This window comes from Xanthocytophaga flava (assembly GCF_030068545.1).
GTDB lineage: Bacteria > Bacteroidota > Bacteroidia > Cytophagales > 172606-1 > Xanthocytophaga > Xanthocytophaga flava.
In genome coordinates this window covers 37379-62339 of sequence record NZ_JASJOR010000012.1, presented here as the reverse complement: position 1 = coordinate 62339, position 24961 = coordinate 37379, and the positions used below count along the sequence as shown (strand labels likewise).

The window sequence follows — 24961 nt, the reverse complement described above, 5'->3', positions numbered from 1 at the left end:
TTTATTTCTTTTCTTCAGGATAAACTTCACTTACTAGCTTCTTTTTCTTTTTTTCAATCCACTTTCCTTTTATCAGCTTTCCGTCTATAATATAACAATATTCGGTTCCATCTTCTTTTGTATGTGTACAGTCTTCCTGATAACGAGCAACCAGGATCAGTTTACCATTGATATACCGATAGGTATCACGTCCATGATCACAACAACTTCCCCTCCAGGAGCTATGAATAGTTTTCGTTTTTGTATTAAACTCCGGACTGGTAATTTCAGAAAGAGTCAGATCAAACTCAAACAATTTGGTTTTCGGATTGTATACATAAATATTGTGAGGGATATTCGGCCCTGCAGGTAGAAACATCATAATATGAATATCCGGATACCCATCAAAATTACAGTCCTGCACCTGTATACAATTATTGACAGGACTAGTAGGTGTAGCCCCTAATCGATCTATAATTTGTAAAGTAGTATCTGTTTTTATTGATCTTACACGAATAGCTTGTGCTACGGCAGATTCTAAATCGTTTTCAGTTGTATCACTCCATGCAACATCAAATGAATACGCATCTGTATGCTGTTGTTGTTTAATCCAAACGCCAGATTGTAATTCTTCTTTCGAAAGCCATCCATGTGTAATCGTAGCATTTACAGAAACCTGCTCAACCTCATACCAGTTAGTTGCTTCCTGCAATACTGCTACATATTCTCCTCCATATATCGAGTTCATTTTTCGACTAGCTACATCTGGATTCTGATAGAGTGAGATACTGTCTACATTGATTTTTTGGATATCAATATAAGGCCTGGCATTTCCTAAAAAAAAAGGGCTCATAGGATAAATCACTGTTTGATAACGGGTAGTAATAACCGGAAAAACAGTTTTATCCATATGTAAACTATCTGTCAGCACTTTAGGAGTCCCTGCAAGAAAAAATTGTTCAGGATAGATCCGAAAGTAATAGCCAGCATACATCTGAATACTTCTAAAATCATATCCACTGCTTAGATCACCTCCCCATACAGTTGTGTCCATTACAGTTTGGTATTGTCCTGCATGCGCTTCAAGTTTGGGTGCATAACCATATACAGTTCCGTTATAAAGCTCTGGATTTTTAGCCAGGAACAGAAACTTTACAGTTTTAGCAGAGGTATCCACAGACACAACTGTATACTTTATCTGTAGTTTTTCATCCAGATAAGGTTCAGCTTTTGTGTTCGTATGATAACTCTCACCACTATACTGGGGAATCGGATAGGGAAATGGATAGGAAGGCTTTATCTCATAGATTCCTGCTTTTGGAACCTGTGCTGTCAGTAGAACAGAAGTCCAGAATAACAGAATAAGATATGTTATTATGTATCTTTTCAAGGAACTGATATAGCTGATTATACAATACTATCTTCACAAAGTCTTCATCACTATAGTTAATGTTTTTCTATCTCTTGCCTGAATAACGATGCAATAGACTTAACCCGAAGGAAGTCCCCCTGTAGTCGAACTGCATTCGGATGGCTATCGGTACTTACAACACATTCGAACAAACCACTTGCTTTAATTTTTTCTAAACCATCTTTGCTAAAAAGTCCATGTGTAGTTACCGCAGCAATTTTAGTAGCTCCTGCTTCTTTATATGCTCTGGCCGCATTAATTAAAGAACCACCTGTCCGAATCATATCATCATAGATGATTACATACTTATCTCTTACATCCGCGCTAATAGAGGTAATTTGTGTTTCATCTCCACTAATCCGTCTCTTAAACACAAATGCTCCATTCACATTCATATCGTTAGCCAGAGACTCTACCCACTTGGCTCTACCTGCATCTGTAGATGCCAGTACAAAATCGTTTCCGGCAATTTCCCGACAAGCTTCCATTATAGTAGGCTTTGCATACAGATGCACAGGCCTTGTTTTTCCTTCGAAATAATACGGTACTCCTTCGGTATGAAGATCCAGAAGAAACACCCGATTCCCCATCGAACTTGCAGGAATCTTGGATAGTAAAAAAGCTCTTGTCTTGGCAGTCACTACCTCACCTTTCTTAACAGATCGTTCCATGGTAGCGTACCCAAAATAAGGAATCATTAGCAATAATGACTCTGCTCCCATAGATACAAGTGAATAAGCCAGATCAAAAAGTTCCAGTGTATCTGCATCAGAAATAGTACCACCAATCAGCACAACCTCCCGGCAATCCACACTGGTAAGAATGCGCTGATATCGTTCTCCATCCGGAAAATTCTTTACTTCCACCTCACCACACTCAAAACCGGTGGTATGACATAGTTCTTTCTGTAAATACTGATATGCCTGAGTACTAAAGATGATCTTATTCACGTGTATCGGGTAGCCTGTTTAATTTTTTACTTTCCGTTAAATTTCCGCAATTTCAGAATCAGATCTGTTTTGAAATCATACAAACCTTTTTCCAATCCTACAGGATATAAGTGAGGGTTTACAAAACGTCTGATACTTTCATGGAATCCGCTTAGTTGATCTTCTACACGTTTCTTTACATCCTGTATCTCGGGAAGATTATATACAAGTTTTCCTTCCCGAAATACAGGTACCAGCAGATCTTCATGAGGAGTCGCGTTATCCAGTTTACGCCTCTTGGTATAATCCATAGGGTCAATCATGATTTCTTCCTCTTTCTTCTGGAAACCTTCTGTGTTATAAATCATATCCGCTATAAAACCATTGGCATTCCGATAACGTCTCACCTGCTGGATACCGGGAGTAGAAATCTTTATGGTTTGCTCAGATAACTTGATTTTATATTCCCATTCATCATCTTTATCATTTCTCATCGCTGCCAGCTTATACACTCCCCCTAGGGCTGGCTGATCATACGCTGTTACCAGTTTGGTCCCTACTCCCCAGACATTAATAGTAGCTCCCTGATCTTTCAAACTCTGAATGATATTTTCATCCAGATCATTGCTGGCAACAATAGCCGCATCTTTGAATCCGGCAGTATCCAACAACTTACGGGCTTCAATACTAAAATAAGCCAAGTCACCAGAATCGAGCCGTATCCCTCCTAATTTATAGCCTTTTGCTTCCAGTTTTTTACCTGTTTCAATGGCTTTCTTAACACCTTCTAAGGTGTCAAATGTATCTACCAGGAAAATACAGTTATTGGGTAATACTTCTGCATAGGTCTCAAATGCTTCTTCTTCAGAGTCAAATGACATAACCCAGCTATGTGCATGAGTTCCTTTTACAGGAATACCAAACAAACGACCTGCTAGTACATTGGAAGTAGCATCAGCCCCGCCTATATAAGCAGCCCGGCTTGCAGTCACTCCACCATCCATCCCCTGAGCTCTTCGTAAACCAAATTCCAGTACGGGTTCACCTTTAGTTACCTGTTTGATACGAGCAGCCTTGGTTGCTATCAGGGATTGAAAATTGATCAGATTCAATAAAGGCGTTTCCAGAATCTGGCATTGCAAAATTGGTCCACGTACACGTAGGAGTGGCTCCTGAGGAAATACTACTGTGCCTTCAGGAATAGCATCTACTTCACCAGTGAATCGTAACTCTTGTAGATAATCTAAAAAAGCAGCCTCAAACAAAGGCTGTCCATCACTGCCTGTCAGCGTTCTTAAATAGGCTGTATCTTCTTCGGAAAAACGAAAGTTCTCAATAAAATCAATGGCTTGCTCCAAACCTGCAGCTACCGTATAACCGCCACCAAATGGATTTTTGCGAAAAAACAGATTGAATACAGATTCTTTCTCGGCTGTTCCTGATTTCCAGTATCCATAAGCCATTGTAAGTTGATATAAGTCTGTAAGTAAACTTAACGACTGACCATATAATTGCAGATGTTTATTCACGTGGCAGAATTAAATTGGTGATTAAATCACTTGTTAGTGTAAATATTACGCTAAGATAATTTCATTTGGTTTTATTTTCCAAATAAAGCAGCAAATAATTTTTATCACTTGTATTATCTTGTTTATTGCTATGCTTTGATTTCCCGGAGTACAGCTCCTATGATACGTTTCCAGAGAGGGTATTTTTTTACATGTTCATTCACACTCACAATTTTCAACGCACCTGTTCCTGTCTCACCTGATTTCAAATGAATAGGTCTTTTCTCCAGATCGTCAAACCATGTATACCGAGTTTCTTTTCCAAATATATAATCTACATCTTCATCCGTAATCTGATTCAGAAATGGCATAATGCCAGTCAGAGCAGCCAACGAAACACTTCCTTTTTTTATTTCACGATTCCAGTGGGAAGACCCTGTACGACGATGCAGATAATGTGTATCAGCCAGTTTTACCAGTTTGCATCCTACCCCCAGCTGACGTATGGTAAAAGTCCAGGAATCAAGGGTTTGATTAATTAATGTAGGTTCAAAATAACGACCAGCTTTAAGCCAACTTTGTTTTGTATATAAATAGTTACCACTCTGGCCAATAAAGTAATTTACACTTAATGCATCTGCCAGTTTATATACGCCAGACTTAAACACTGTTTTATATACCAGCTTTTTACTTCCATCTTCTCCATCCTTGAAAAAATGGATTTCTCCAAAAGCAGCAGCATCTGCCTGATTATCCAGCATGTACTTTTTAAGTTTAGACACACTTCCTGGAACCAAAACATTGTCGGCATCTACACAAAATATAAGTTCATGCTTTGCTTGTTCGATGGCAGTATTGCGACCAGCTGCAGCTGTCCCTTTATTTACCTGATGGAAAAACAATCGTATGGAAGGATATTTTGTTGCAAGTTCTTTTAATACTCGAACTGTAGAGTCAGTAGAAAGATCATCTACAATAAGAATCTCATCTCCTTCTTCAAAGTTCTGATCAAAAATAGATTCAACGGTTTCGACTATCGTATCCTGGCAGTTATAGGCAGGAATAACAAAGCTGATATTCATATATAGGTAAGACTGTTTTACAAAAATTGCTGTAAAAGTGGGGATTGCCACTGAATAAACAAAGCCCCGAAAATATTTTCGGGGCTTTAGCAGTTGACCAGCAAATTTGTAGGGATTAAAATTATTCCCTAAATCATAACTCCAGTTTAGAAAACTCGTTTCTATTTACCTCCTCCGGGGCAATTTTTTTGTAAAAACTGAGTGTATAAAGTAACTAAGTGTCTTCCAGTTCCTTCTCCTTCATAAATGCCATGTGTACGATTCGGATAAGGCATAACTTGAAACTGTTTATTATGTTTGATCAACTCATTGATCAGCAATTCCGCATTTTGATAATGAACATTGTCATCACCTGTACCATGTATATACAGAAGATTTCCCTGAAGATTTTTAGCATAAAAGATAGGAGATCCTTTTATAAAATCATCCTGATTTTCTTGTGGAAGTCCCATATAGCGTTCCTGGTAAATATTATCATAGGAAAGCTGATTAGCAACAGCCGCAACAGCAATACCCGTTTTAAATATTTCAGGATATTGAAACAAAAGGTTTAAGGTAGATGATCCTCCGCCACTCCATCCCCAGACAGCTACACGTGCAGGATCAACATAAGGCAACTGGAGAATTTTCTTGGCAGCCATAGCCTGATCCTTAATATTTATACGACCAATTTGTCGATAAATAGCTTTACGCCACTGACGTCCTTTAGGGGCAGGTGTTCCTCTGTTATCAAAAGAGATATAGATATACCCATCATTAGACATATTGCCTCCATATAAAAAGTTTCGCTGACGCCCCCAAACATCAGTAACTGTTTGAGATGCAGGTTCACCATATACATGAAAAACAATAGGATATTTTTTGCTGGCATCAAAGTTTGCTGGTTTTACCATCCATCCATCCAGCTCTACACCTTCTTCTGTAGTGACTTTGATAAATTCAATATTAGAAGTTTTTTTTGCATCAGCAGAAATTTTTTTGGTAATATCCGCAGAAGCGTCTAAAGGCTTGTGAGTTGGTAAAGAAATCCATTCCTGGGCAGGACGAGTATAATAGTTTGAAAACTGATGGAATGCATATTTCCCATTGGGAGAGATTTCATATTCATGAGTTCCCTCTTCGATAGCTGGCGATACCTGTTGCGCTTGCCCTTTACCTGTAATAGTTACTTTGTACAAGTATTGCTGAGTGGCATTCTTAGGAGAGGCCATAAAGTAAATCACACCAGTTTTTTCATCAATCTGTTTTATTTGAATCACATCATAGTTACCAGCAGTGATCAAAGATTCTTTTTTACCATCTCTGGATATTCGATATATATGTCTCCAGCCGTCTTTCTCACTTACCCATATAAATTCTTTTCCACTATTAATCCATTCCCAGCCACTAGGATCATCATCATTCCAGCGAGATTTTATATCAATCCAAGCCTCATCTGTCTCTGTATAAATCGTAGAAGCAGTTCCTGTTTGTACATTACAGTATATCAGTTTACTGGCATTCTGCTTACGATTTAACTGTTGTAAGATAACTTCAGAAGCACCAGCCCATTCCATGCGTGGAATATAATGTTGTCTGGAATCACCAGGAACTACCATCCATGTAGTCTTACCAGAAGTAACCTCTACCACACCAATCCGGCAGGCAGATGGCATCTCACCAACCTTAGGATATTCCACAGGGATCACCTGCGAATAAATAGAATCCGTTGTGTTAAGCATGTAATAATCCCGGATTGTATTGGCATCAATCTGCCAGAAGGCAATTCGTTGCCCGTCCGGACTCCAGCGAAACCCATCTCTACAACCAAATTCTTCTTCATACACCCAGTCAAATGTTCCATTAATCAGTTTACGAGTCCCATTAGTAGATGTCAGAGCGGAACTCTTTCCTGTAGCAATATCTTCTACATATACATTGTGTTCACTTACATAGGCAACTTTAGTTCCATCAGGAGCAAACTTGGCAAACATTAAAGAAGACTGAGGACGATCTTTTCCAATCTGAGTGAGTTGCTTTGATTTTAAGTCTATGATCCAATAATCACCACGTGTTTCATAACGCCATACACGTTTTGTATTGGTAAAAATCAAAGCTTTCTGCCCGTCTTCTGATAATGTGAAGCTTTTTACAGCAAGTGGTACAGTCATACCTGTTGGAACCAATTGTTCTTTAGTTACCAATACAGTTTGTCCACCTGTAGCCAGATTGGTTAAACTTATCTGTGAATCTTCATAATCATAATAGCCATTCCCATCTTTAGACCATTGCAGCGACTGTCCTACCTGCCCCTGAATTTGAATAACTGAGAAAAAAAGAAATAGAAACAAACCTACACTTCTTCGAAAAAGAATCATATACAGCAATAAAAGTTGAAAGTTGATGAAAAGTATACTGGTGCGTAAATTACGAATAAACCTATAATAACAAGATGATGAAATGGGAAGGGCTAATTTATGGAAGTTTGAATATCTCTTGCAAACGCCTCTATGTTTACGTTTATTTCTGCAGGTTAATTTTCTGCATTACACTAAACACAGTATCAATTTTCCATTCAAGCAACTGCTCTCTAAAATGATGATTGAGCATTTTATCTATCGAGTTTCGCTCCTTGCGAGAAAAGAACTTTACTTTATATGAATTTGTCCTGACTCCATTAGCTTGACGATATACCAGCAAATGCTGCTTTTTAGGTGTCATTAAGGTATCTGCATCTTGCTGAATACGTTCAATACGTTTCTTATTGTTACCAAACAAAACTTCAAAAATATTCAGGTCCAGATACAGGTCTGCGGGTCCGTTCATAGTATAAGAGCCACTTAGTTTAAATTCAGATATATTATTATCCAGCTTTACTCCGGGAGTAAAGAATTTATCTTTGCTAAAAAGAAAATGTGCATGGACATCATTAAAGTACATATGCTCTGTTTTTTTCTTTTTCACAAAACGCAAAGCCTGTTGAAGAGGCTCTACATTGATTAATTCCATATTGCGAATCAAAGCACTGGAATAGAGAGTAGTTTGAGACAAACGGGGAGCAAACGAATTATCCAATTTGGTATGGACAGACAAATTACAATCAACATCTCCCCGTATATTATGACTATGAAGCAAATCTAGATTTAATTCATCTGCAGCCTTAAATAAACTATACAGATTTATCCGTTGCAGCTTTGCCCGCAAATGCACAGGCACTTCTTTGACTCTGTTACTCCAGTTAATAGTTCCCTGTAAGGCTATTTTCCCATCAAATGCCTTAATTCCAAAATCATCAACAATGGCATGAGTTCGGTATATACGTGTTTTAAAAGCTAACTCATATCCATTCAACTGATAATAGTGCAGTCTGTCAGATTCTACTTCAAGGTCCACCTGATAGTTTGTTGGAAATATAACCCATGGTTGATAGTTGGAATGAGGTTTTACCGAAGATATATTCTTCTCAGCCTTACCAGAAATGCGGCGTGGTAGTAAATGTCCAATTGCAGCAATCTGTTTCATCAACTTTTCAAGGTTCAGGTAGTTATATGTTAACTTAAGAGAAAAAAGAGGATCTAAAATCTGAATTGAGTTTGTTGGTTGTGATAGTAAACGAAATCGTCCACTTCCAGATGCTTTTCCATTCAAAGTCGTCTCGAATTTTAGGTCTGATATATTCACATGCTCATTGTTCTTTTGAATCTGCATCGTAAGCTTTTGAATATTCTCCTCTCCTGGTAATCGTAATTGGCTAACAGACAGAGTTACCCCTATATCTGCCCCTTGAATCAATGCCTGTAAATAAGGTGATAGTTCTTTATTTGCAGAAGGATTATAAGGTAAAGAAGAAAGAAAGTTTTTCTTATTTGATAATCTTTGTCCAATTGCACTTTTCAAATCAAGTTCATCAATTTGAATAATTCCTTTTAAGTTGCTTTGGTTAAGCTTGTTTAAATCATTCGGTAAATAAAGCTCTCCCTCAAACTTTCCTTTCTTCCAACTACCTGCCAGATGAGTGAAGTTTAAAGCAGTTTTTGTACTTTGTAAATGTGAGTTAAGATTATGTATGGTATCATTTCCGACTAACAATTCATTACACTGAACCTTTATATCTGTCTGAATAAATGGAGGAAGCAGAGTTGTATGTTGTATCAGGTTAGTGATAGACGAATGAGCAGTATGTACAAGAGTTTTCTTTTTATGGGGTAAGGCCAAAGATGACGCAACAAATAATCCTTGAAACCATTCTGTATTAACTTGTTTGGCATTTACTATGGCCACTACATTAACAACAGGATGAAACCCAACTATGTATGCTAAAAGATTTTGTATTGTTCCAGAAACTGAAACAGGCTGATTATTAATACGACCGTGCAAGTTCTGTATTTGTAATAAATTATTGGCAAACTGCATATCAGCATTTACATGAGTTGCCTGAAAAGTATTATGTCCAACCCAAGAACCATTTTGGATCGTCAAAGTACCATTCCATTTAAGTTTTTTTGAAAAATAACCAGCTATTGGAGAATGAAGAGGTCCTTCCAGAGCCATATTACCTCTAATACTACCTTGGTAAGAAGATGGATTGGGTATATCAGCAATTGTAGCCAGTACAGGAATAGCAAGGTGTCCCTGTACTGCTAATTTGATAGATGGATAGTCAAAATTTGTTACCTGTAAATTACCATCTAGTGTATTAGAATCCGTTTGACAACGAAATGAAGAAATTCGAATATAGCTGGTACGAGGTGTTTGATCTTTTCCATTATCAAGTTCACCTCTCAGATCTATATGTTTCAGCTTAACAAGGCTTTTTGACCATGCTATATTTCCATCTGTAACCACAAAAGCTAAATGTGTATGCGGACGTAAAGTAGGGCTACTTTTTCCGGTAATGGAGTAGTGAAATTTCACCTTGCTGTTGCTGGATACCTGAGCAAGATAATGTTTAAGTTTACCAGGTAACGCTTCATTCAATAATTCTGTTAATCCTAGCTGGCCCTGCAAATCTATAGCGAGTAAAACCCCTTGTTTACTGCGCTTATGAGTCCCCATTATCGAGATTGTATCCTGATGTACCTGTATAGCACTCTCATATAGAGTACCTTTTTTTTGTTTTACATTGTATACATAGTGAGCTGTAGCTGTAAATGGCCATCCCTGAAAAAGTGTTATACTCTGATTCTTTATATATTCTGATTCTCCCTGAAGTGTGCCTTTTACTAAGAGACTATCACCTGCATAACTTGCAGATAAAGAGGCATTTTTAACAAGAACAGAGAATGCACTTTGCTTATATTTATTCAGTGTGCGCACTTGCACATCTGAGATCTCAATTTGAGGAAATTCAAATCGAGCGGGAGTGGCAATAACTGATCCGGAGGTTTTACGCTTTTTGAAACGAAATCCCGTTTTATGTCCTACTGAATCAATCTCCTGATAAAAACGGATTCCTTTTAGTTGAATATTCCGGAGGGGAACTGTATCCCTCTTAATATCCTGTAGATTAACTGTAAATTTTGCCTGCTTAACTCCCAGTACCTGTAATGGAACAGAAAATGTTGTATCAACAACAGATAATTGTTCAAAAGTAAAAGTCACATGCGGAAAGTGAGAAAATAATGAAATACGAGTAGTGAAGTGTTGCAGACGCAGATCCGAATACAAAGCAAATTGTTTCCTTAAATAGGAAGCAGCTCTTTCTTCATAAAAGCGAGGTAATGTCCATAATAGAACAGCAAGGAGAGTTGTCAGAATTAACAGACAGTAAAAAAATATCCGAAAACCTTTGGCAACTGTCATAAAGATTCCTGTGATAGAGTATCCGCTTCAGGAAGCAATATCATTCAATAAAGATGAAACATACATTTTACATTCAGTATTTAGTGTCCTTTATTCATACTATAGAAACACGTACATACAGAATCTGTTGATATTTATAACGTATTACTTATACATAAAGATACAAATCACTCTCCTATCTTCTGATTAATCCCAATAACGAAAGATAGGTAATTTGACTAATAAACATAAAAAAGGATCATCTCACAATACATGATAAATATCAATTGAGAGATAATCCTTTTTATTTATTACCAATGGGAAAAGATTAATTCTTTTTATTCAATATACTCTTTAATTCATTGAGTTTAAGCAATGCTTCAATAGGTGTCAGTGTATTTACATCCACCTTTTCCAATGTATCTGCTACTCGTTGTAATGTAGGATCAGCTTCAAATAAAGTAAACTGGACATTATTTTTAGGTACTTCCCGAACACGCTCTTCAGCCTGTTGACGAATTTTGTCTGTCTCCAGATGATGCATGATTTCATTAGCCCGTAACACTACATTTTGAGGCATACCCGCCATCTGAGCTACATGAATACCAAAGCTGTGTTCACTACCTCCTTCTTTCAATTTACGCAGGAAGACTACTTTATTCCCAACCTCTTTTACGGATACGTTGTAATTTCTTATACGTGGAAAATCCTCAGCCAGTTGGTTGAGTTCATGATAATGGGTTGCAAACAGCGTTTTAGCCTTATACTTAGGATGGTTATGCAAATACTCTACAATAGACCACGCAATGGATATACCATCATATGTACTTGTACCTCGTCCAATCTCATCCATCAATACCAAACTTCTTTCACTAAGGTTATTCAGAATACTGGCTGTTTCTGTCATTTCTACCATAAACGTAGATTCACCACGAGACAAATTATCAGAAGCCCCAACCCGTGTAAATACTTTGTCTACAAGGCCAATAGTTGCTTCTTCTGCAGGAACAAAACTTCCCATCTGAGCCATTAATACAATCAAGGCAGTCTGACGTAGTAAAGCAGACTTACCAGCCATATTAGGACCGGTAATTACAATAATTTGTTGTGTTTCGTCATTAAGCAGTATGCTGTTAGGTACATAACTTTCTCCTAAGGGTAGTTGCTGCTCAATAACAGGATGACGTCCTTCTTTGATATTTACTTCTTTATTATCACGTATCTGTGGTCGTACATAACGGTTCTTTACAGCTACACGTGCAAACGAAAGTAAACAATCCAGCATAGCTAATCCAAATGCATTTTGTTGGATCTGAGCAGTATACTCACTGGCAGCCAATACCAGTTCATTGAACAATTGTTGCTCAATCTGAAAAATCTGGTCTTCTGCATTCAGAATCTTCTCTTCATATACTTTGAGTTCTTCTGTTATGTAGCGTTCTGCATTGACAAGTGTTTGTTTACGCAACCAAGTGTTTGGCACTTTATGCTTATGGGCATTACTTACCTCCAGATAATAGCCAAACACTTTATTATAGGATACTTTCAGTGAAGTAATACCTGTAGCTGCAATTTCCCGTTGCTGAATCTGCAACAGGTAATCTTTTCCTGAGAAGGCTAACTTGTGTAATTCATCCAATTCGGCATTTACACCTTCTTTTAACATCCCACCCTGATTCGTAACAGCAGGAGCATCTTCACGCAATTCTTTTTCAAGTCGTTCTACCAATGGCAAACAAGGATGCAGCCTGTCAGCCAAACGTTTTAGCTGAGGTAGTTCGCTGTTAGCTAGCCAATCCTTAATAGGGCTAATCTGAGTAAGAGATTTCTTTAACTGACATAGATCGCGTGGATTTGCCCTGCGAACAGCTACACGGGAAATAAGCCGTTCGATATCACCTACTGCTTTCATATGTTTCAATATCTCTTCCTGTAAGTCTTCATTCTGTACAAATTCACTCACTACTTCCAGACGTTCTTCTATCAGTTTCTTTTCTTTCAAAGGTAATACCAGCCATTTACGCATTAACCGGCTCCCCATAGGAGTAACCGTCTGGTCTAATACCTGAATTAAGGGTACTCCTCCCTCCTGCTGTGGATGTACAAGTTCCAGATTCCGGATTGTAAACTTATCAAGCCATACATATCGTTCTTCATCCAGACGGGCTATATGGGCAATGTGTTTAAGATTTTTATGTTCTGCTTCTGCCAGATAATGAAGTACACTTCCTGCCGCAACAATCCCTTCTGAAAGATTCTCAATTCCAAATCCTTTCAGTGAGGTTGTCTTGAAATGTTGTGTCAGTGTATTATATCCATGATCATGTGTAAATACCCAATCCTCCAGCGCATAGGTAATATATTTATCTCCGAATGCCTCAAAAAACTGGTTCTTCTGTGGCTTACAATAAAGAATCTCAGCAGGTAAGAATCCTTGTAGTAATTTTTCGATGTAATTCAGATCCCCCTGAGTGGTAAAGAACTCTCCGGTTGAAGCATCCAGAAAAGCTACACCAACTGCATCTTTAGCAAAGTAAACTGCGGATAGATAGTTGTTGCGTTTTGTATCCAGCACATTATCGCTAAAAGCTACACCAGGAGTTACCAACTCCGTTACACCACGTTTTACGAGCCCCTTGGCATATTTTGGATCCTCTAACTGATCACAGATAGCTACCCGCTGTCCTGCCCGTACCAGTTTTGCCAGATAACCTTCCAAGGCATGATGAGGAAATCCAGCCAGTGGTACTTCCGAAGCTGCGCCATTCGATCTTTTTGTAAGAACAATATCTAAAATCTTACTTGTTTTAATGGCATCATCGCCAAATGTCTCATAAAAATCCCCCACTCTGAATAATAGCAATGCTCCCGGATATTTTACCTTAAACTGGTTATATTGCTTCATCAGAGGTGTTTCTTCTGTCTTCATATTATAGGTATAGTGATTACAAGTGCAGGAACAGCAAATGCTGTACGTAATTTTTATCGTTCCATTTGTATGCTTGAAATATTAAACAGAAACTTGCAGTCTAATTATTCTTTACTTGTATGCGTAAGCTTTCAATGGATGAGCTTAACCGACCTTCGGTTGAAGCCTTCAAAAATACAAAAAAAAATCCCTTCATCCTCCTTCTTGACAATGTTCGTAGTGCTCACAATGTAGGCTCAGCCTTTCGGACTGCAGATGCTTTTGCAGTTGAAAAGATCATGTTATGCGGAATCACTGCTACTCCTCCTAACCGGGAAATTGCAAAAACTGCATTAGGGGCAACCGAATCTATTGCATGGGAGTATTCTGAAACCAGTGAAGAAGCAGTGAAAAGATTAAGAGATGAAGGCTATCTTATTGTAATACTGGAACAAACCGAAGGAAGTATAAATCTAAATCACTTTACGATTTCCTCTGATAAAAAGTATTGCTTTGTTTTTGGAAATGAAGTCTTTGGGGTAGACGAGAAATTACTTCCATTGGCAGATGTCAGTGTTGAAATTCCGCAATTCGGTACCAAACATTCATTAAATATCTCTGTCAGTGTTGGTATTGTGCTATGGGAGTGTTCTCGTCAGTTGTTATCCTAACACTACTTGACAGCAAGTTATAAGATCAAATAGAAGAAATAATATACCAATGAAGATAAAAATTACATAAATTAAGCACATTAGTTGATTAATATCATTTGCTTAACAAAGTCCTAATCAATAGATTTGCTTCGGTACATTTAGTAAAACAGCAAAGTCATTCTTCATTTAAAGCATATCCTTATGAAATCCAAGAAAGCTGGTAAAAAAGACATCGCAGCAAAAATTCTAGATAAAATTCAGGAAGTTGTAGCGGAAATCCACCCTAAAGTAGCCAAAGATATTAAAAAGTCTATTGAGAAAAGTGCAGTTAAGATAGCAAAGAAGGTTAGCAAAGGAGCAAAGAAAGTTAAGAAAGCAGAAAAGGCGGCAGAAGCTAAAATTAAAAAATCTATTAAAGCTGCCCAAAAAGCTGCCGTCAAAGCAGAACCTAAAAAAGAAACAGTTGCCAGTACACCTGCTGTGAAAACACCAGCTCCAACTGTAAAAGCAGAGAAACCTGCAACTGTAGCGCCTGTTGCAAAAGAGGTAAAAACAGAAAAGCCAGCTACTCCAGCCAAAGATAAACCAGCTCCGGTAGCAGTTACGAAGGCTAAACCAACAACTCCTGCAAAAACAACTCCACCAAAGAATACGAAGCCATCAACAGATACAACAAAAACGGCTTAATAAGTACAAAGTCCAAAGCTCGCAGGTGCGAGCTTTGGACTTTGTATAGGGTAAGTGATTATTCTTACCTGAACCAATTTAGTTAAAATGCTATTAGTTTTGTAAAGCCAATAGCATCTCCAATTTTTATCTTTTGCTATACAGATATGATACAACGTCCCTTCAACCTTCAAAAATGGATTGACGAAAATCGCCACCTTTTAAAGCCCCCAGTAGGTAATCAACAAGTATATAAAGCCAACGAAGACTTTATTGTAATGGTTGTTGGAGGTCCCAACTCCCGCAAAGACTTTCATGATGATGCCGGTGAAGAGCTTTTTTATCAACTGGAAGGAGAAATTACTTTAAAGATTGTTGAAAATGATCAGGTGGTAGATATTCCTTTAAAGGCTGGTGATATGTTTTTGCTGCCACCACATGTACCTCATTCACCCCGCCGGACAGCTGGCTCTATTGGCTTAGTAGTGGAACGCTACCGCAAACCAGAAGAACTGGATGGATTTCTTTGGTTCTGTGAAAATTGTGGACACAAACTTTACGAAGAATATACTCCTGTCAGTGACATTGTTGGACAACTGCCCGTAATAATGGACCGATTCTGGGCATCTTCAGAGTTGCGTACTTGTAAACAATGTGGAACATTTATGGAGAAACCCAGTTAGTATCTGTTGTTATAAAAGATATCTTTCAGCTATCTATTTTAAATTCCTATGCAGGTTACAGCACATACTTCATCAATCTGGACAATTAACAATTTTTTATCTGCTCAGGAGTGTGATGATTTGATAGCACTCAGCGAAAAAACGGGATATGAGGAAGCACAAGTAAGCTTATCATCAGGATCACAGATGATGAAGTCTCTCCGAAACAATTATCGGCTTATATACACAGATGAGACTTTGGCTCAACAACTCTGGGAAAAGATAAAGAATTATGTCCCTGAGCAGATAGAAGATTCTCAGGCAATAGGCTTGAATGAGCAATTTCGTTTTTATCGTTATGAAAATGACCAACGTTTCAAACGACATATCGATGGACGTTTTCACAGAAATGCTCAGGAAGAAAGTCGTATCACATTTATGATTTATCTGAACGATAATTTTACCGGAGGAGAAACCGCATTTGACAATATATCTATTTTACCAGTTAAAGGGAAAGCTTTATGCTTTATCCATGAGCAAAAACATGAAGGCTCACCAGTGACATCAGGTATCAAATATGTATTACGTTCGGATGTCATGTACAAAAGAATATAAAATCACCCTTTCTCTATGATATCCAGTATCACATATGAAAATAGTCTTGAGTTTGCTCAAAAAATGGACACCTCAGATCCATTAAGACAATTTCGCAACCATTTCCATATCCCTCTTATACACGATAAGAAAGCTATTTATTTATGTGGTAACTCTCTTGGGTTACAACCCAAAGCAGCCCGGGATACGGTTGAACAGGAAATGCTTCATTGGCAGACCCTTGCTGTAGAAGGACATTTTCTAGGCAAACAACCCTGGCTTACCTACCATAAACAATTTCGCCCTTTATTGAGTAATCTGACAGGTGCATTATCGCATGAAGTCGTAGCCATGAATAACCTGACTACGAATCTACATCTGATGATGATATCTTTTTATCAGCCTACTTCAGACAGATATCGCATTATTATGGAAGCAGGAGCATTTCCATCTGATCAGTATGCAGTAGAGTCTCAGGTGCGTTTTCATGGCTTCGATCCATCAGATGCTATTATAGAAATTAAACCAAGAGAAGGCGAACATACCCTCCGTACTGAAGATATCATTCAAGCTATAACCAATCCTGAAAACAAACCCGCATTGGTTTTATTTGGTGGCGTAAACTATTACACTGGACAAGTCTTTGACATGCAGGCTATCTCTAAAACAGCACATGAAGCTGGAGCCTATGTAGGATTTGATCTCGCACATGCTATTGGCAACGTCTCACTGCATTTACATGACTGGGGAGCCGACTTCGCGGTATGGTGCAGCTATAAATACCTCAACTCCAGCCCTGGTGGAGTTTCTGGAGCCTTTGTACACGAACGACATGCCAACAATCCTGAATTACCCCGGCTGGCAGGATGGTGGGGATATGACGAAGCCACCAGATTTCAAATGAAAAAAGGATTTATTCCTCAACATGGGGCTGATGGCTGGCAATTAGCCAATGCACCTATCTTACTGATGGCTGTTCATCGTGCTTCATTAGATATCTTTCAGGAAGCAGGTCTAGAAAATTTAAGACAAAAAAGTATTCTGTTAACAGGCTATCTGGAATTTCTTATTCAGAACGATCCTATACTCAATCAAACATTACATATCATTACGCCATCTAATCCAGAAGAACGAGGTTGTCAGCTATCAATGCTAACTACCAAAAATGGCAAAGGCATTTTTGATAAGATTACAGAAGCTGGAGTGATTGGAGACTGGAGAGAACCAAATGTTATTCGTTTATCCCCTGTACCATTATATAATAGTTTCGAAGACATTTATCAGTGTGGCGAAATTTTAAGTAGGTGTGTACGGGAAATAACTACTATATAAGTGATTGGTCAAATACTATGCATTCCAATCAGTTCTATTATTTATCTAATTAAAAATCAAATCATTGAAAAATATCACCATACTGGGAGCTGGCTTAGTAGGCTCTTTATTGGCAAGCTTATTGGCCAGAAAAGGACATCAGGTACAATTAATAGAAAAACGCCCCGACTTGCGAATTAAGAACTGGGAAGATGGACGTAGTATTAACCTGGCTATGAGTGAAAGAGGCTGGCAAGCCATGCGAGCCGTAGGTGTTGAAGAACAGGTGAAAGAATTTGCCATACCTATGTATGGTAGGATGATACATGATACTAAAGGAAACCTTGCCTTTCAACCTTATGGAAAAGATAATCAATGTATTTACGCCATTTCTCGAAGCCTACTCAATCAAACTTTAATGAATGAAGCAGAAAAGCATGGAGTACAGCTTATATTTGAACACAAATGTACCTCCATCGACTTGCAAAAAAATACATTGGAAATAACCCGTATTACACCAAATAAAGCAGAATCAGAGGAAAAATCTACTCTTCAGCCTGACTTGATATTTGGATCGGACGGAGCTTTTTCCGCTGTACGATCAGCGATGATGAAAAGACCATTGTTTGACTACTCACAGGATTATATTGAACATGGGTATAAAGAGTTAACCATTCCACCTACTGCTGATGGCAACTGGGCAATAGAGCCAAATGCACTTCACATCTGGCCTCGTGGACATTTTATGCTTATTGCATTGCCTAATCCTGATAAAACATTTACATGTACATTATTCTTTCCATGGACAGGCAATCCATCTTTTGAACAGCTTCAAACAAAAGAACAACTGCTACATTTCTTTGAAGAAACGTTTCCGGACATACTTCCTCTCATGCCGGATCTTGTTGAAGAATTTTTCAGCAATCCCACATCTGCATTACTAACTGTTCGTTGTTTCCCATGGACTTACAAAGACAAAGTTGCTCTGATTGGAGATGCAGCACATGCCATAGTTCCTTTTTTCGGACAGGGAATGAATTGCGGTTTCGAAGATTGTGTTGTATTGGATGAGATTATAGATCAATATGATAATGACTGGAATACAATTTTATCAGCCTATGAGAAATCACGTAAACCAAACTCAGATGCTATTGCGGAATTAGCTCTACAAAATTTTGTAGAGATGCGCGACAAAGTAGCAGATCCTCGTTTTCTACTTCGTAAAAAAATTGACGCTCATCTTAACCAGCTTTTTCCAGATCAGTGGATACCCTTATATACTATGATATCCTTTACTACTATCCCATATGCTGATGCATTGGAAGTAGGAAAGCAACATGATGCTATTCTGAATAAAATTATGGAAATTGAGGGAATTGAGGACAAGTGGCAAACCATTGACTATCAATCGTGGTTGGGGACAGAATAAAAAATAGGTTGTCCGAAACGAACAACCCATTCCCCTAACCAAACAAAAGTATATGAAGAAAACTTACTTTTTGCAAATGTATGTTGCCTGCATAACATTTCTGTTACTGTAATTTTAAATCTATATTATTTGTAAGATAATCATCCGGAAAGTAACCATTATGCAGGAAAAAACTTTTATTTCAGAAAAAAATTCAATAGAGTAGCAAATATTGGACTTTACCAGGATGTAGTAATATATGTCTCATTATTGCTACAGAAAGAAACAACCATCTTATACTCAATTTATTACATCCATTATATATAATAGAAGCATAATAGTAATATCCTAGAATAAATTTGAGTGTTGTACTTCTTAATAAGTTCCCATCAATAATAATGCCGCACATCTATAAATCTCACAACATTTTTAAAAGCTCAACTACCAGATTTATAGATAAATGAACTATCCACTAAAACTGATTTGTTAACAAAGAATTAAATAGTATACACAAATCTGCAACCACAGCCAACAAAACCTTTACGTAATCCATCCAATCCCTTATGGATGAAGTGTCATTAATTTTCATGTATGTTTCTCCTGTTAGATAACTTTGATTCCTTTACCTATAACCTTGCAGATTACCTGTTGCAATGTAGAGCTGAATATCATATTGTACGAAATAATGTATCGTTAGAGGAGATTATTCAACACGATTATGAAGGTATAGTTTTGTCGCCTGGTCCTGAGACCCCTCTAAAAGCAGGTAATCTCCTTCAGGTTATAGATTATTATATACACAAAAAACCAATTTTAGGAATTTGTCTAGGCCATCAGGCATTGGGACAATACTTTGGGGCAAAATTAGTCAGAGCGGAACAACCCATGCATGGAAAACTTTCGTATATACAATGTATTTCTGAAGACAAATTATTTGCAGGATTACCTGACTATTTATCTGTTGTAAGATATCACTCTTTAATTCTATCAGATTTACCTGAGGCATTGGAATTGTTGGCATGGACAGAACTGAATGAACCTATGGCATTTAAACACAAATCACTGCCTATCAGAGGCATACAATTTCATCCGGAAGCAGCACTTACCGAATATGGGTTGCAAATGATAAATAATTGGGTAAACTTTGTCCGAAATTATTGAAATATTGTCCATTTGCGCTATTTTGCGCCAAACATTGAAAGGCAAATTGCGCAAAGTTTTTGTTTATCTGCAACTATTTTCATATACTCAATTTGTCATTCATACACGATAGAATTAACGAACTGTTAACAACTGACTTATGAATTTTACCATTAAAGAATCAGCAGGATACCAGTATATTGACGAAGGCCAGGGAGAAGTACTGCTATTATTACATGGTCTTTTTGGAGCTTTAAGTAACTGGGAAGGAGTAATTAAGGGATTTTCATCCAATTATCGGGTGGTTATTCCTCTAATGCCTATTTATGAAATGCCCTATAAAGAAGCTAGTGTTGATGGGTTATCAGAATTCATTGAAGGATTTATTGCCCATAAAGATTTGCATGACCTAACCTTATTAGGGAATTCATTGGGAGGACATATAGGATTGGTATATACATTGAATAACCCCCATAATGTGAAACGACTTGTATTAACAGGTAGTTCAGGATTATTTGAAAACTCTATGGGAGGTTCTTTTCCCAAGAGAGGAAGTTATGATTATATCAGAGAAAGAGTTGGATATACTTTCTATGATCCAAATACAGCCACAAAAGAGCTAGTCGACGAAGTATTTGAGATAACCAACAGCATATCTAAATGTATGAATATTGTGGCGATTGCCAAGTCAGCACAACGTCACAACATGGCCGAAGAAATACCAAAGATCACCGTTCCTACTTTATTAGTGTGGGGTTTGAATGACACTATTACACCTCCACATGTAGCACACGAGTTTAACAGATTAATGCCTAACTCTGAATTACGTTTTATTGATAAGTGCTGTCATGCACCTATGATGGAGCAACCTTATCTATTTAACAAAATACTTACAGAATGGCTAGCTGTTGAAAAAAATATTGAGAAGGTACTTCACTGACAAGTTGAAAATCATATACCTGCGGCAAGGTTTTTGAGACATAATTCTATATATTAACAAGTAAGATAAGCAGCACTGCAATCTGGTTACATACAGTATTTGGATATGTTTTTATTAACAAATCCAGTAAATATTACGAATGAATTTTATAAGTGATAAACAACAGGAAATCAAGTAATTATTTAGTTAAGATTGTTAAAGATTAATTCTTTGATCATGCTCGCTTATCCGATAGATATTACGCCTAAAACTATGATAGCCGAAGAGTTTCTCAACCGAATGATTCCCCTTTTAAAACCTACAGACTCTACAACATTTGCGTTGGATTGGATGCAGGAGCTTCATTTGTTTCAATTGCCTGTAGTAAATGATGGTGAATACTTAGGATTAGTAAGTCAATCTATATTAGTAGAGCAACCCGCAGCAAGCCTGGCAGAAGTTCCTCTGGAAGCCCAGGAAGTATATTCATTTCGTCATGAGCCCTATCTGGATGTATTAAAAACAGCAAAGCAGAATCATTTACAAGTTATAGCTATTGTAGATACAGATCAAAGTTACGTAGGCACTATTGTAGTAGATGAAACTCTTGCTTTTTTTGCACAGTCACAGGAACAAAGTCCGGGAAGTACCCTTGTGCTTCTGATGGAAGAACGGGATTACTCTCTAACTGAGATTAGCAGGTTAGTAGAATCTAATGATGCAAAAATTGTAAGTAGCTATGTAAATACCTATCCTTATGATAAGTCTAAGATACAGCTAACCATCAAGATTAACCGGATGGATATTACGCGTATTATTGCAACATTTGAGCGCTTTGAGTATGATGTAATCGCCAAATATCAACATGAAAGTGGGCATGATGAAGACAAAGAACGTCTTGATATGTTGCTAAAATATCTTAGCATCTAATCTTTTTCAGTACTGACAATATCAAAAGTTTGTTTCATTTAGTATCCTGAGCAACATTTATACTATTAAATATCCCCAGTAATTTTTATTTGTTTATCCATTAAAGTGTATAACCAGCAGGATAAGCAATAAACCGAAATTCAGACAAATGAAGATTGTCATCCACGGAAGAAACTTTAAAGAAGAAACCAAGCCATATATTCAGGAACTTTTTGATGAACTGACAGACCGTGGTGTTGAAATACAGTTATCTGAACCATTTGAGCTTTTTTTACAAAAAATGGGTATCCAGAAGAAAGAAACGGCTATATACAGCAGCCGAAGTCAGATCATGGACGCCGATTTTTTTTTCAGTATTGGAGGAGATGGTACATTACTGGAAGCTATTACTCATATTGGCTCAAGACAAATACCTATACTTGGTATCAATACAGGTCGTTTAGGCTTTTTAGCAACTACAGCACCTGAGAAAGCAGGAAATGCTCTTGATAATCTATTTAATGGTCATTATACATTTGATGATCGAACAATGATTCATCTGGAATCAGACAGAGATCTCTTTGAGGGTTTGCCATTTGGTCTCAATGAATTTACCATAACACGACGAGACACTTCATCCATGATTACCGTACATACATTCATTGATGGAGAATATTTAAATTCGTATTGGGCAGATGGCCTTATTGTCTCCACCCCTACAGGTTCTACAGCCTATTCCTTAAGTTGTGGGGGCCCGGTTGTTTTACCACAATCTAGTAACCTGATTATCACACCAGTAAGTCCTCATAACCTAAATGTGCGTCCACTGGTGGTTTCTGACTCTAGTGTAATCTCATTTGAGATTGAAGGCAGAAGCAGATATTATTTGGTTTCACTGGATTCTCGCTCCCGTGCAGTAGACTCTACCGTTCAGCTGGCAGTACGTAAAGAGAACTTTAAAGCACGTTTGGTAAAAATGAATCATGAAAATTTCCTCTATACTTTGCGTAATAAATTGAATTGGGGGTACGACGTAAGAAATTAACGTTTTATTTGAATTTTTAAAGAATTATATTTATAAATTGCGCTTTGAAATTCAGGTATATTGATAATCAATGCCTTTGCCTCATACAAGGCATTATCATATAATAGAACGATCTATGTTTAGAAGACTTTTACTCCTATGTTTGTTCATTAGCACACTCACTGTGAGCAAATTACACGCCCAGCGATTTACAAAAAGCAAACAATACTGGAGTATTGGGGGCAGCATCAATGCAATGAACTATTTTGGAGATATTACTCCTGCGGAGAACTTTACCAGTACAGATCTTAAGTTTACCCGTTATAATATTGGTATTCATGCCATACATCGCATGACACCTCGGTTCAGCACCCGGTTTGCATTCAATTATGGTCGTCTTCGGGGAGATGATTATGAATCTCAAAAGCCTACAGATAAAAATGCCATTTTCCGTTATTTACGGAATAACTCCTTCAGAACCAGCATCTATGAACTTTCAGTTGTGGGTATGCTGGACTTAGTTGAAAACCGTCAAAGCTATCTTCGCAGACCAGAATTTGTACCATACTTATTTGGTGGTGTAGCAGGGTTCTATTACAATCCGAAAGCTCAGGAACCAGGCAATCCTGGAAACTGGGTAGCATTACAACCTTTACAAACGGAAGGAAAATCCTATTCATTGTTCCAGATAGCCATTCCATTTGGAGTAGGTTTTCGTTATAAAGCTTCCACACGTTGGGATGTATCTTTTGAAATTGGTTATCGCTATTTATTTACAGATTACCTGGATGATGTGAGTGGCAATTATGCAGATCCAGCAACATTGAAAAGCGATCTTGCCCGCAAAATGGCGAGCCGTTCCGCAGACCCAAAATCAGCAGACGGAATTGATCGTCAACTAGGAGGAGATGGGAATACTATTGGAGTGTTGGATAGAGTAGGTTATAGTATATTACCGTTTGAGAGTGGAAATATACAATATCAAGCAGTACAAGGATATGCAGCAGGAGACAAACGTGGCAGTCCAAAAGAAAAAGATTGGTATTTGATCACAGGTTTCCATATTAACTACATTCTTGTGAAAGGAGTAAGATGTCCTAAATTTAGATAAGAATTAACATAATCTATAAAACAAAAGAGGCCTAAAAGGGGCCTCTTTTGTTTTATAGTCTATACTATAACTTTACATAAACAGAAATAAAATATAGGCTCTTAAAATTTATTAATAGATTTGTCGTTGTAACTTACAAAAAGAAGCATATCTGTTGGACCAGAATTGGTTACACACAACAACTTGCTTATAGTTCATTGATCACAAAACTTAGTAAAGCGTTGGCTCATTTTCACTCAATACATTCTATTAACTCTCAATTGTATAAAATAGCGGTTAGTATATACGCAGTTTTGCTTATTTCCAGTATCAAAGTTCAAGCTCAACATATTGAAGTAGGTGGCGGTGCAGGTGCTATGCTATATAAAGGAGATATATTACCCAATATTGATCCAAGATATTCGAAACTAGGAGGTCAATTGTTTTTACGTCATACACCAGGAAAAGCTGTAAGCTTCAAATATGCAGTAATGGCTGGTAGTATTTCCGGCTCCGATGAAAAACGCAACAATGATCCACTGGCACAGGCAAGAAAGAGAAGTTTTACTAGTTCTATGCAGGAATTATCCGTTACTATGGAATATAATTTCCTGGATTATCGCAGCAATATAAAACGTATGCCTTTATCGCCTTATTTATTTGGGGGTCTGGCTCTTTTTCATTTTGACCCTGCCGAAAATAAAAAGCCCACATACTCTTTATCAGGAATTAGTATCCCGTTTGGAGTAGGATTGAAATATGTTTTATATAAAAACTGGAATCTAAATGTTGAATTCGGCGCCAGAAAGACATTTACAGATTATCTGGATAATTTAAGTGGTACAGATATTACGAATCCTACTCAAAACGGTAATCCTAAAAATAAAGATATGTACCTTTATACAGGTATCTCTATATCTTACACATTCTACAAAATTCAATGTCCTGAATTCTATTAATTCTCTTCTGACATTCAGTCTTATGCACAAATAACATATCCACAGTTTC

19 protein-coding genes are annotated in these 24961 nt (G+C 37.5%); 12 read left to right on the top strand and 7 right to left on the bottom strand.

From position 1 onward, the window contains the following. Window position 1: 1 nt before the first annotated feature. The 7 genes from QNI15_RS18120 to mutS all read right to left on the bottom strand — a co-directional run bounded on the left by QNI15_RS18120 (window position 2) and on the right by mutS (window position 13598). The gene (locus tag QNI15_RS18120) at window positions 2–1369 is read right to left on the bottom strand and encodes an XAC2610-related protein (RefSeq protein ID WP_314032881.1); all 1368 of its coding nucleotides are present in this window, start codon (window positions 1367–1369) and stop codon (window positions 2–4) included. A gap of 56 nt (window positions 1370–1425) precedes the next feature. Continuing rightward, on the bottom strand, window positions 1426–2340 hold the full coding sequence (locus tag QNI15_RS18115; RefSeq protein ID WP_313982799.1) for a ribose-phosphate diphosphokinase: 915 nt from the start codon (window positions 2338–2340) through the stop codon (window positions 1426–1428). A 26-nt stretch (window positions 2341–2366) separates the two neighbouring features. Beyond that, complete coding sequence (locus QNI15_RS18110; protein ID WP_314032879.1) at window positions 2367–3848, bottom strand: nicotinate phosphoribosyltransferase; 1482 nt, start codon at window positions 3846–3848, stop codon at window positions 2367–2369. 128 nt (window positions 3849–3976) lie between these two features. Beyond that, window positions 3977–4909, bottom strand: coding sequence for a glycosyltransferase family 2 protein (locus QNI15_RS18105; RefSeq protein ID WP_313997329.1), 933 nt, complete (start codon window positions 4907–4909; stop codon window positions 3977–3979). 161 nt (window positions 4910–5070) lie between these two features. Beyond that, window positions 5071–7266: a S9 family peptidase gene (locus tag QNI15_RS18100; RefSeq protein ID WP_314032877.1), complete on the bottom strand. Its 2196-nt coding sequence runs from the start codon at window positions 7264–7266 to the stop codon at window positions 5071–5073. A gap of 142 nt (window positions 7267–7408) precedes the next feature. Continuing rightward, a complete protein-coding gene (locus QNI15_RS18095) occupies window positions 7409–10690 on the bottom strand; it encodes an AsmA-like C-terminal region-containing protein (RefSeq protein WP_314032876.1) in 3282 nt (1093 codons plus the stop codon). 307 nt (window positions 10691–10997) lie between these two features. Then, window positions 10998–13598 carry a DNA mismatch repair protein MutS gene (mutS, locus tag QNI15_RS18090; RefSeq protein ID WP_313997323.1) on the bottom strand — a complete coding sequence of 867 codons (2601 nt, stop codon included), beginning with the start codon at window positions 13596–13598 and terminating at the stop codon, window positions 10998–11000. A gap of 119 nt (window positions 13599–13717) precedes the next feature. On the opposite strand from mutS, the gene QNI15_RS18085 reads away from it, so the two are divergent. The 12 genes from QNI15_RS18085 to porG all read left to right on the top strand — a co-directional run bounded on the left by QNI15_RS18085 (window position 13718) and on the right by porG (window position 24912). Continuing rightward, the gene (locus tag QNI15_RS18085; RefSeq protein WP_313997321.1) at window positions 13718–14248 is read left to right on the top strand and encodes an RNA methyltransferase; all 531 of its coding nucleotides are present in this window, start codon (window positions 13718–13720) and stop codon (window positions 14246–14248) included. Window positions 14249–14431: 183 nt separating this feature from the next. After that, window positions 14432–14917 (top strand): hypothetical protein, encoded by a 486-nt coding sequence (locus QNI15_RS18080; protein WP_313997319.1) that lies wholly within the window; start codon window positions 14432–14434, stop codon window positions 14915–14917. Between the two features lie 146 nt (window positions 14918–15063). Then, complete coding sequence (locus QNI15_RS18075) at window positions 15064–15579, top strand: 3-hydroxyanthranilate 3,4-dioxygenase (protein WP_313997317.1); 516 nt, start codon at window positions 15064–15066, stop codon at window positions 15577–15579. A 48-nt stretch (window positions 15580–15627) separates the two neighbouring features. Further along, a complete protein-coding gene (locus QNI15_RS18070; protein WP_313982784.1) occupies window positions 15628–16173 on the top strand; it encodes a prolyl hydroxylase family protein in 546 nt (181 codons plus the stop codon). A 15-nt stretch (window positions 16174–16188) separates the two neighbouring features. Continuing rightward, window positions 16189–17484 (top strand): kynureninase, encoded by a 1296-nt coding sequence (gene kynU, locus QNI15_RS18065; RefSeq protein WP_314032874.1) that lies wholly within the window; start codon window positions 16189–16191, stop codon window positions 17482–17484. Between the two features lie 64 nt (window positions 17485–17548). Further along, a complete protein-coding gene (locus tag QNI15_RS18060; RefSeq protein ID WP_313997313.1) occupies window positions 17549–18892 on the top strand; it encodes an FAD-dependent oxidoreductase in 1344 nt (447 codons plus the stop codon). A 570-nt stretch (window positions 18893–19462) separates the two neighbouring features. Then, window positions 19463–20032, top strand: coding sequence for an anthranilate synthase component II (locus QNI15_RS18055; RefSeq protein ID WP_313997311.1), 570 nt, complete (start codon window positions 19463–19465; stop codon window positions 20030–20032). 139 nt (window positions 20033–20171) lie between these two features. Then, window positions 20172–20951 (top strand): alpha/beta fold hydrolase, encoded by a 780-nt coding sequence (locus tag QNI15_RS18050; RefSeq protein ID WP_313997309.1) that lies wholly within the window; start codon window positions 20172–20174, stop codon window positions 20949–20951. Window positions 20952–21203: 252 nt separating this feature from the next. After that, entirely contained in the window at window positions 21204–21860 is a 657-nt protein-coding gene (locus tag QNI15_RS18045; protein ID WP_314032873.1) for a CBS domain-containing protein, read from the top strand. 148 nt (window positions 21861–22008) lie between these two features. Then, window positions 22009–22884 carry an NAD kinase gene (locus tag QNI15_RS18040; protein ID WP_313982774.1) on the top strand — a complete coding sequence of 292 codons (876 nt, stop codon included), beginning with the start codon at window positions 22009–22011 and terminating at the stop codon, window positions 22882–22884. 163 nt (window positions 22885–23047) lie between these two features. Next, the gene (locus QNI15_RS18035) at window positions 23048–23974 is read left to right on the top strand and encodes a DUF6089 family protein (RefSeq protein WP_313997305.1); all 927 of its coding nucleotides are present in this window, start codon (window positions 23048–23050) and stop codon (window positions 23972–23974) included. A gap of 197 nt (window positions 23975–24171) precedes the next feature. Continuing rightward, window positions 24172–24912 carry a type IX secretion system protein PorG gene (gene porG, locus QNI15_RS18030; RefSeq protein WP_313997303.1) on the top strand — a complete coding sequence of 247 codons (741 nt, stop codon included), beginning with the start codon at window positions 24172–24174 and terminating at the stop codon, window positions 24910–24912. Window positions 24913–24961: the final 49 nt, after the last annotated feature.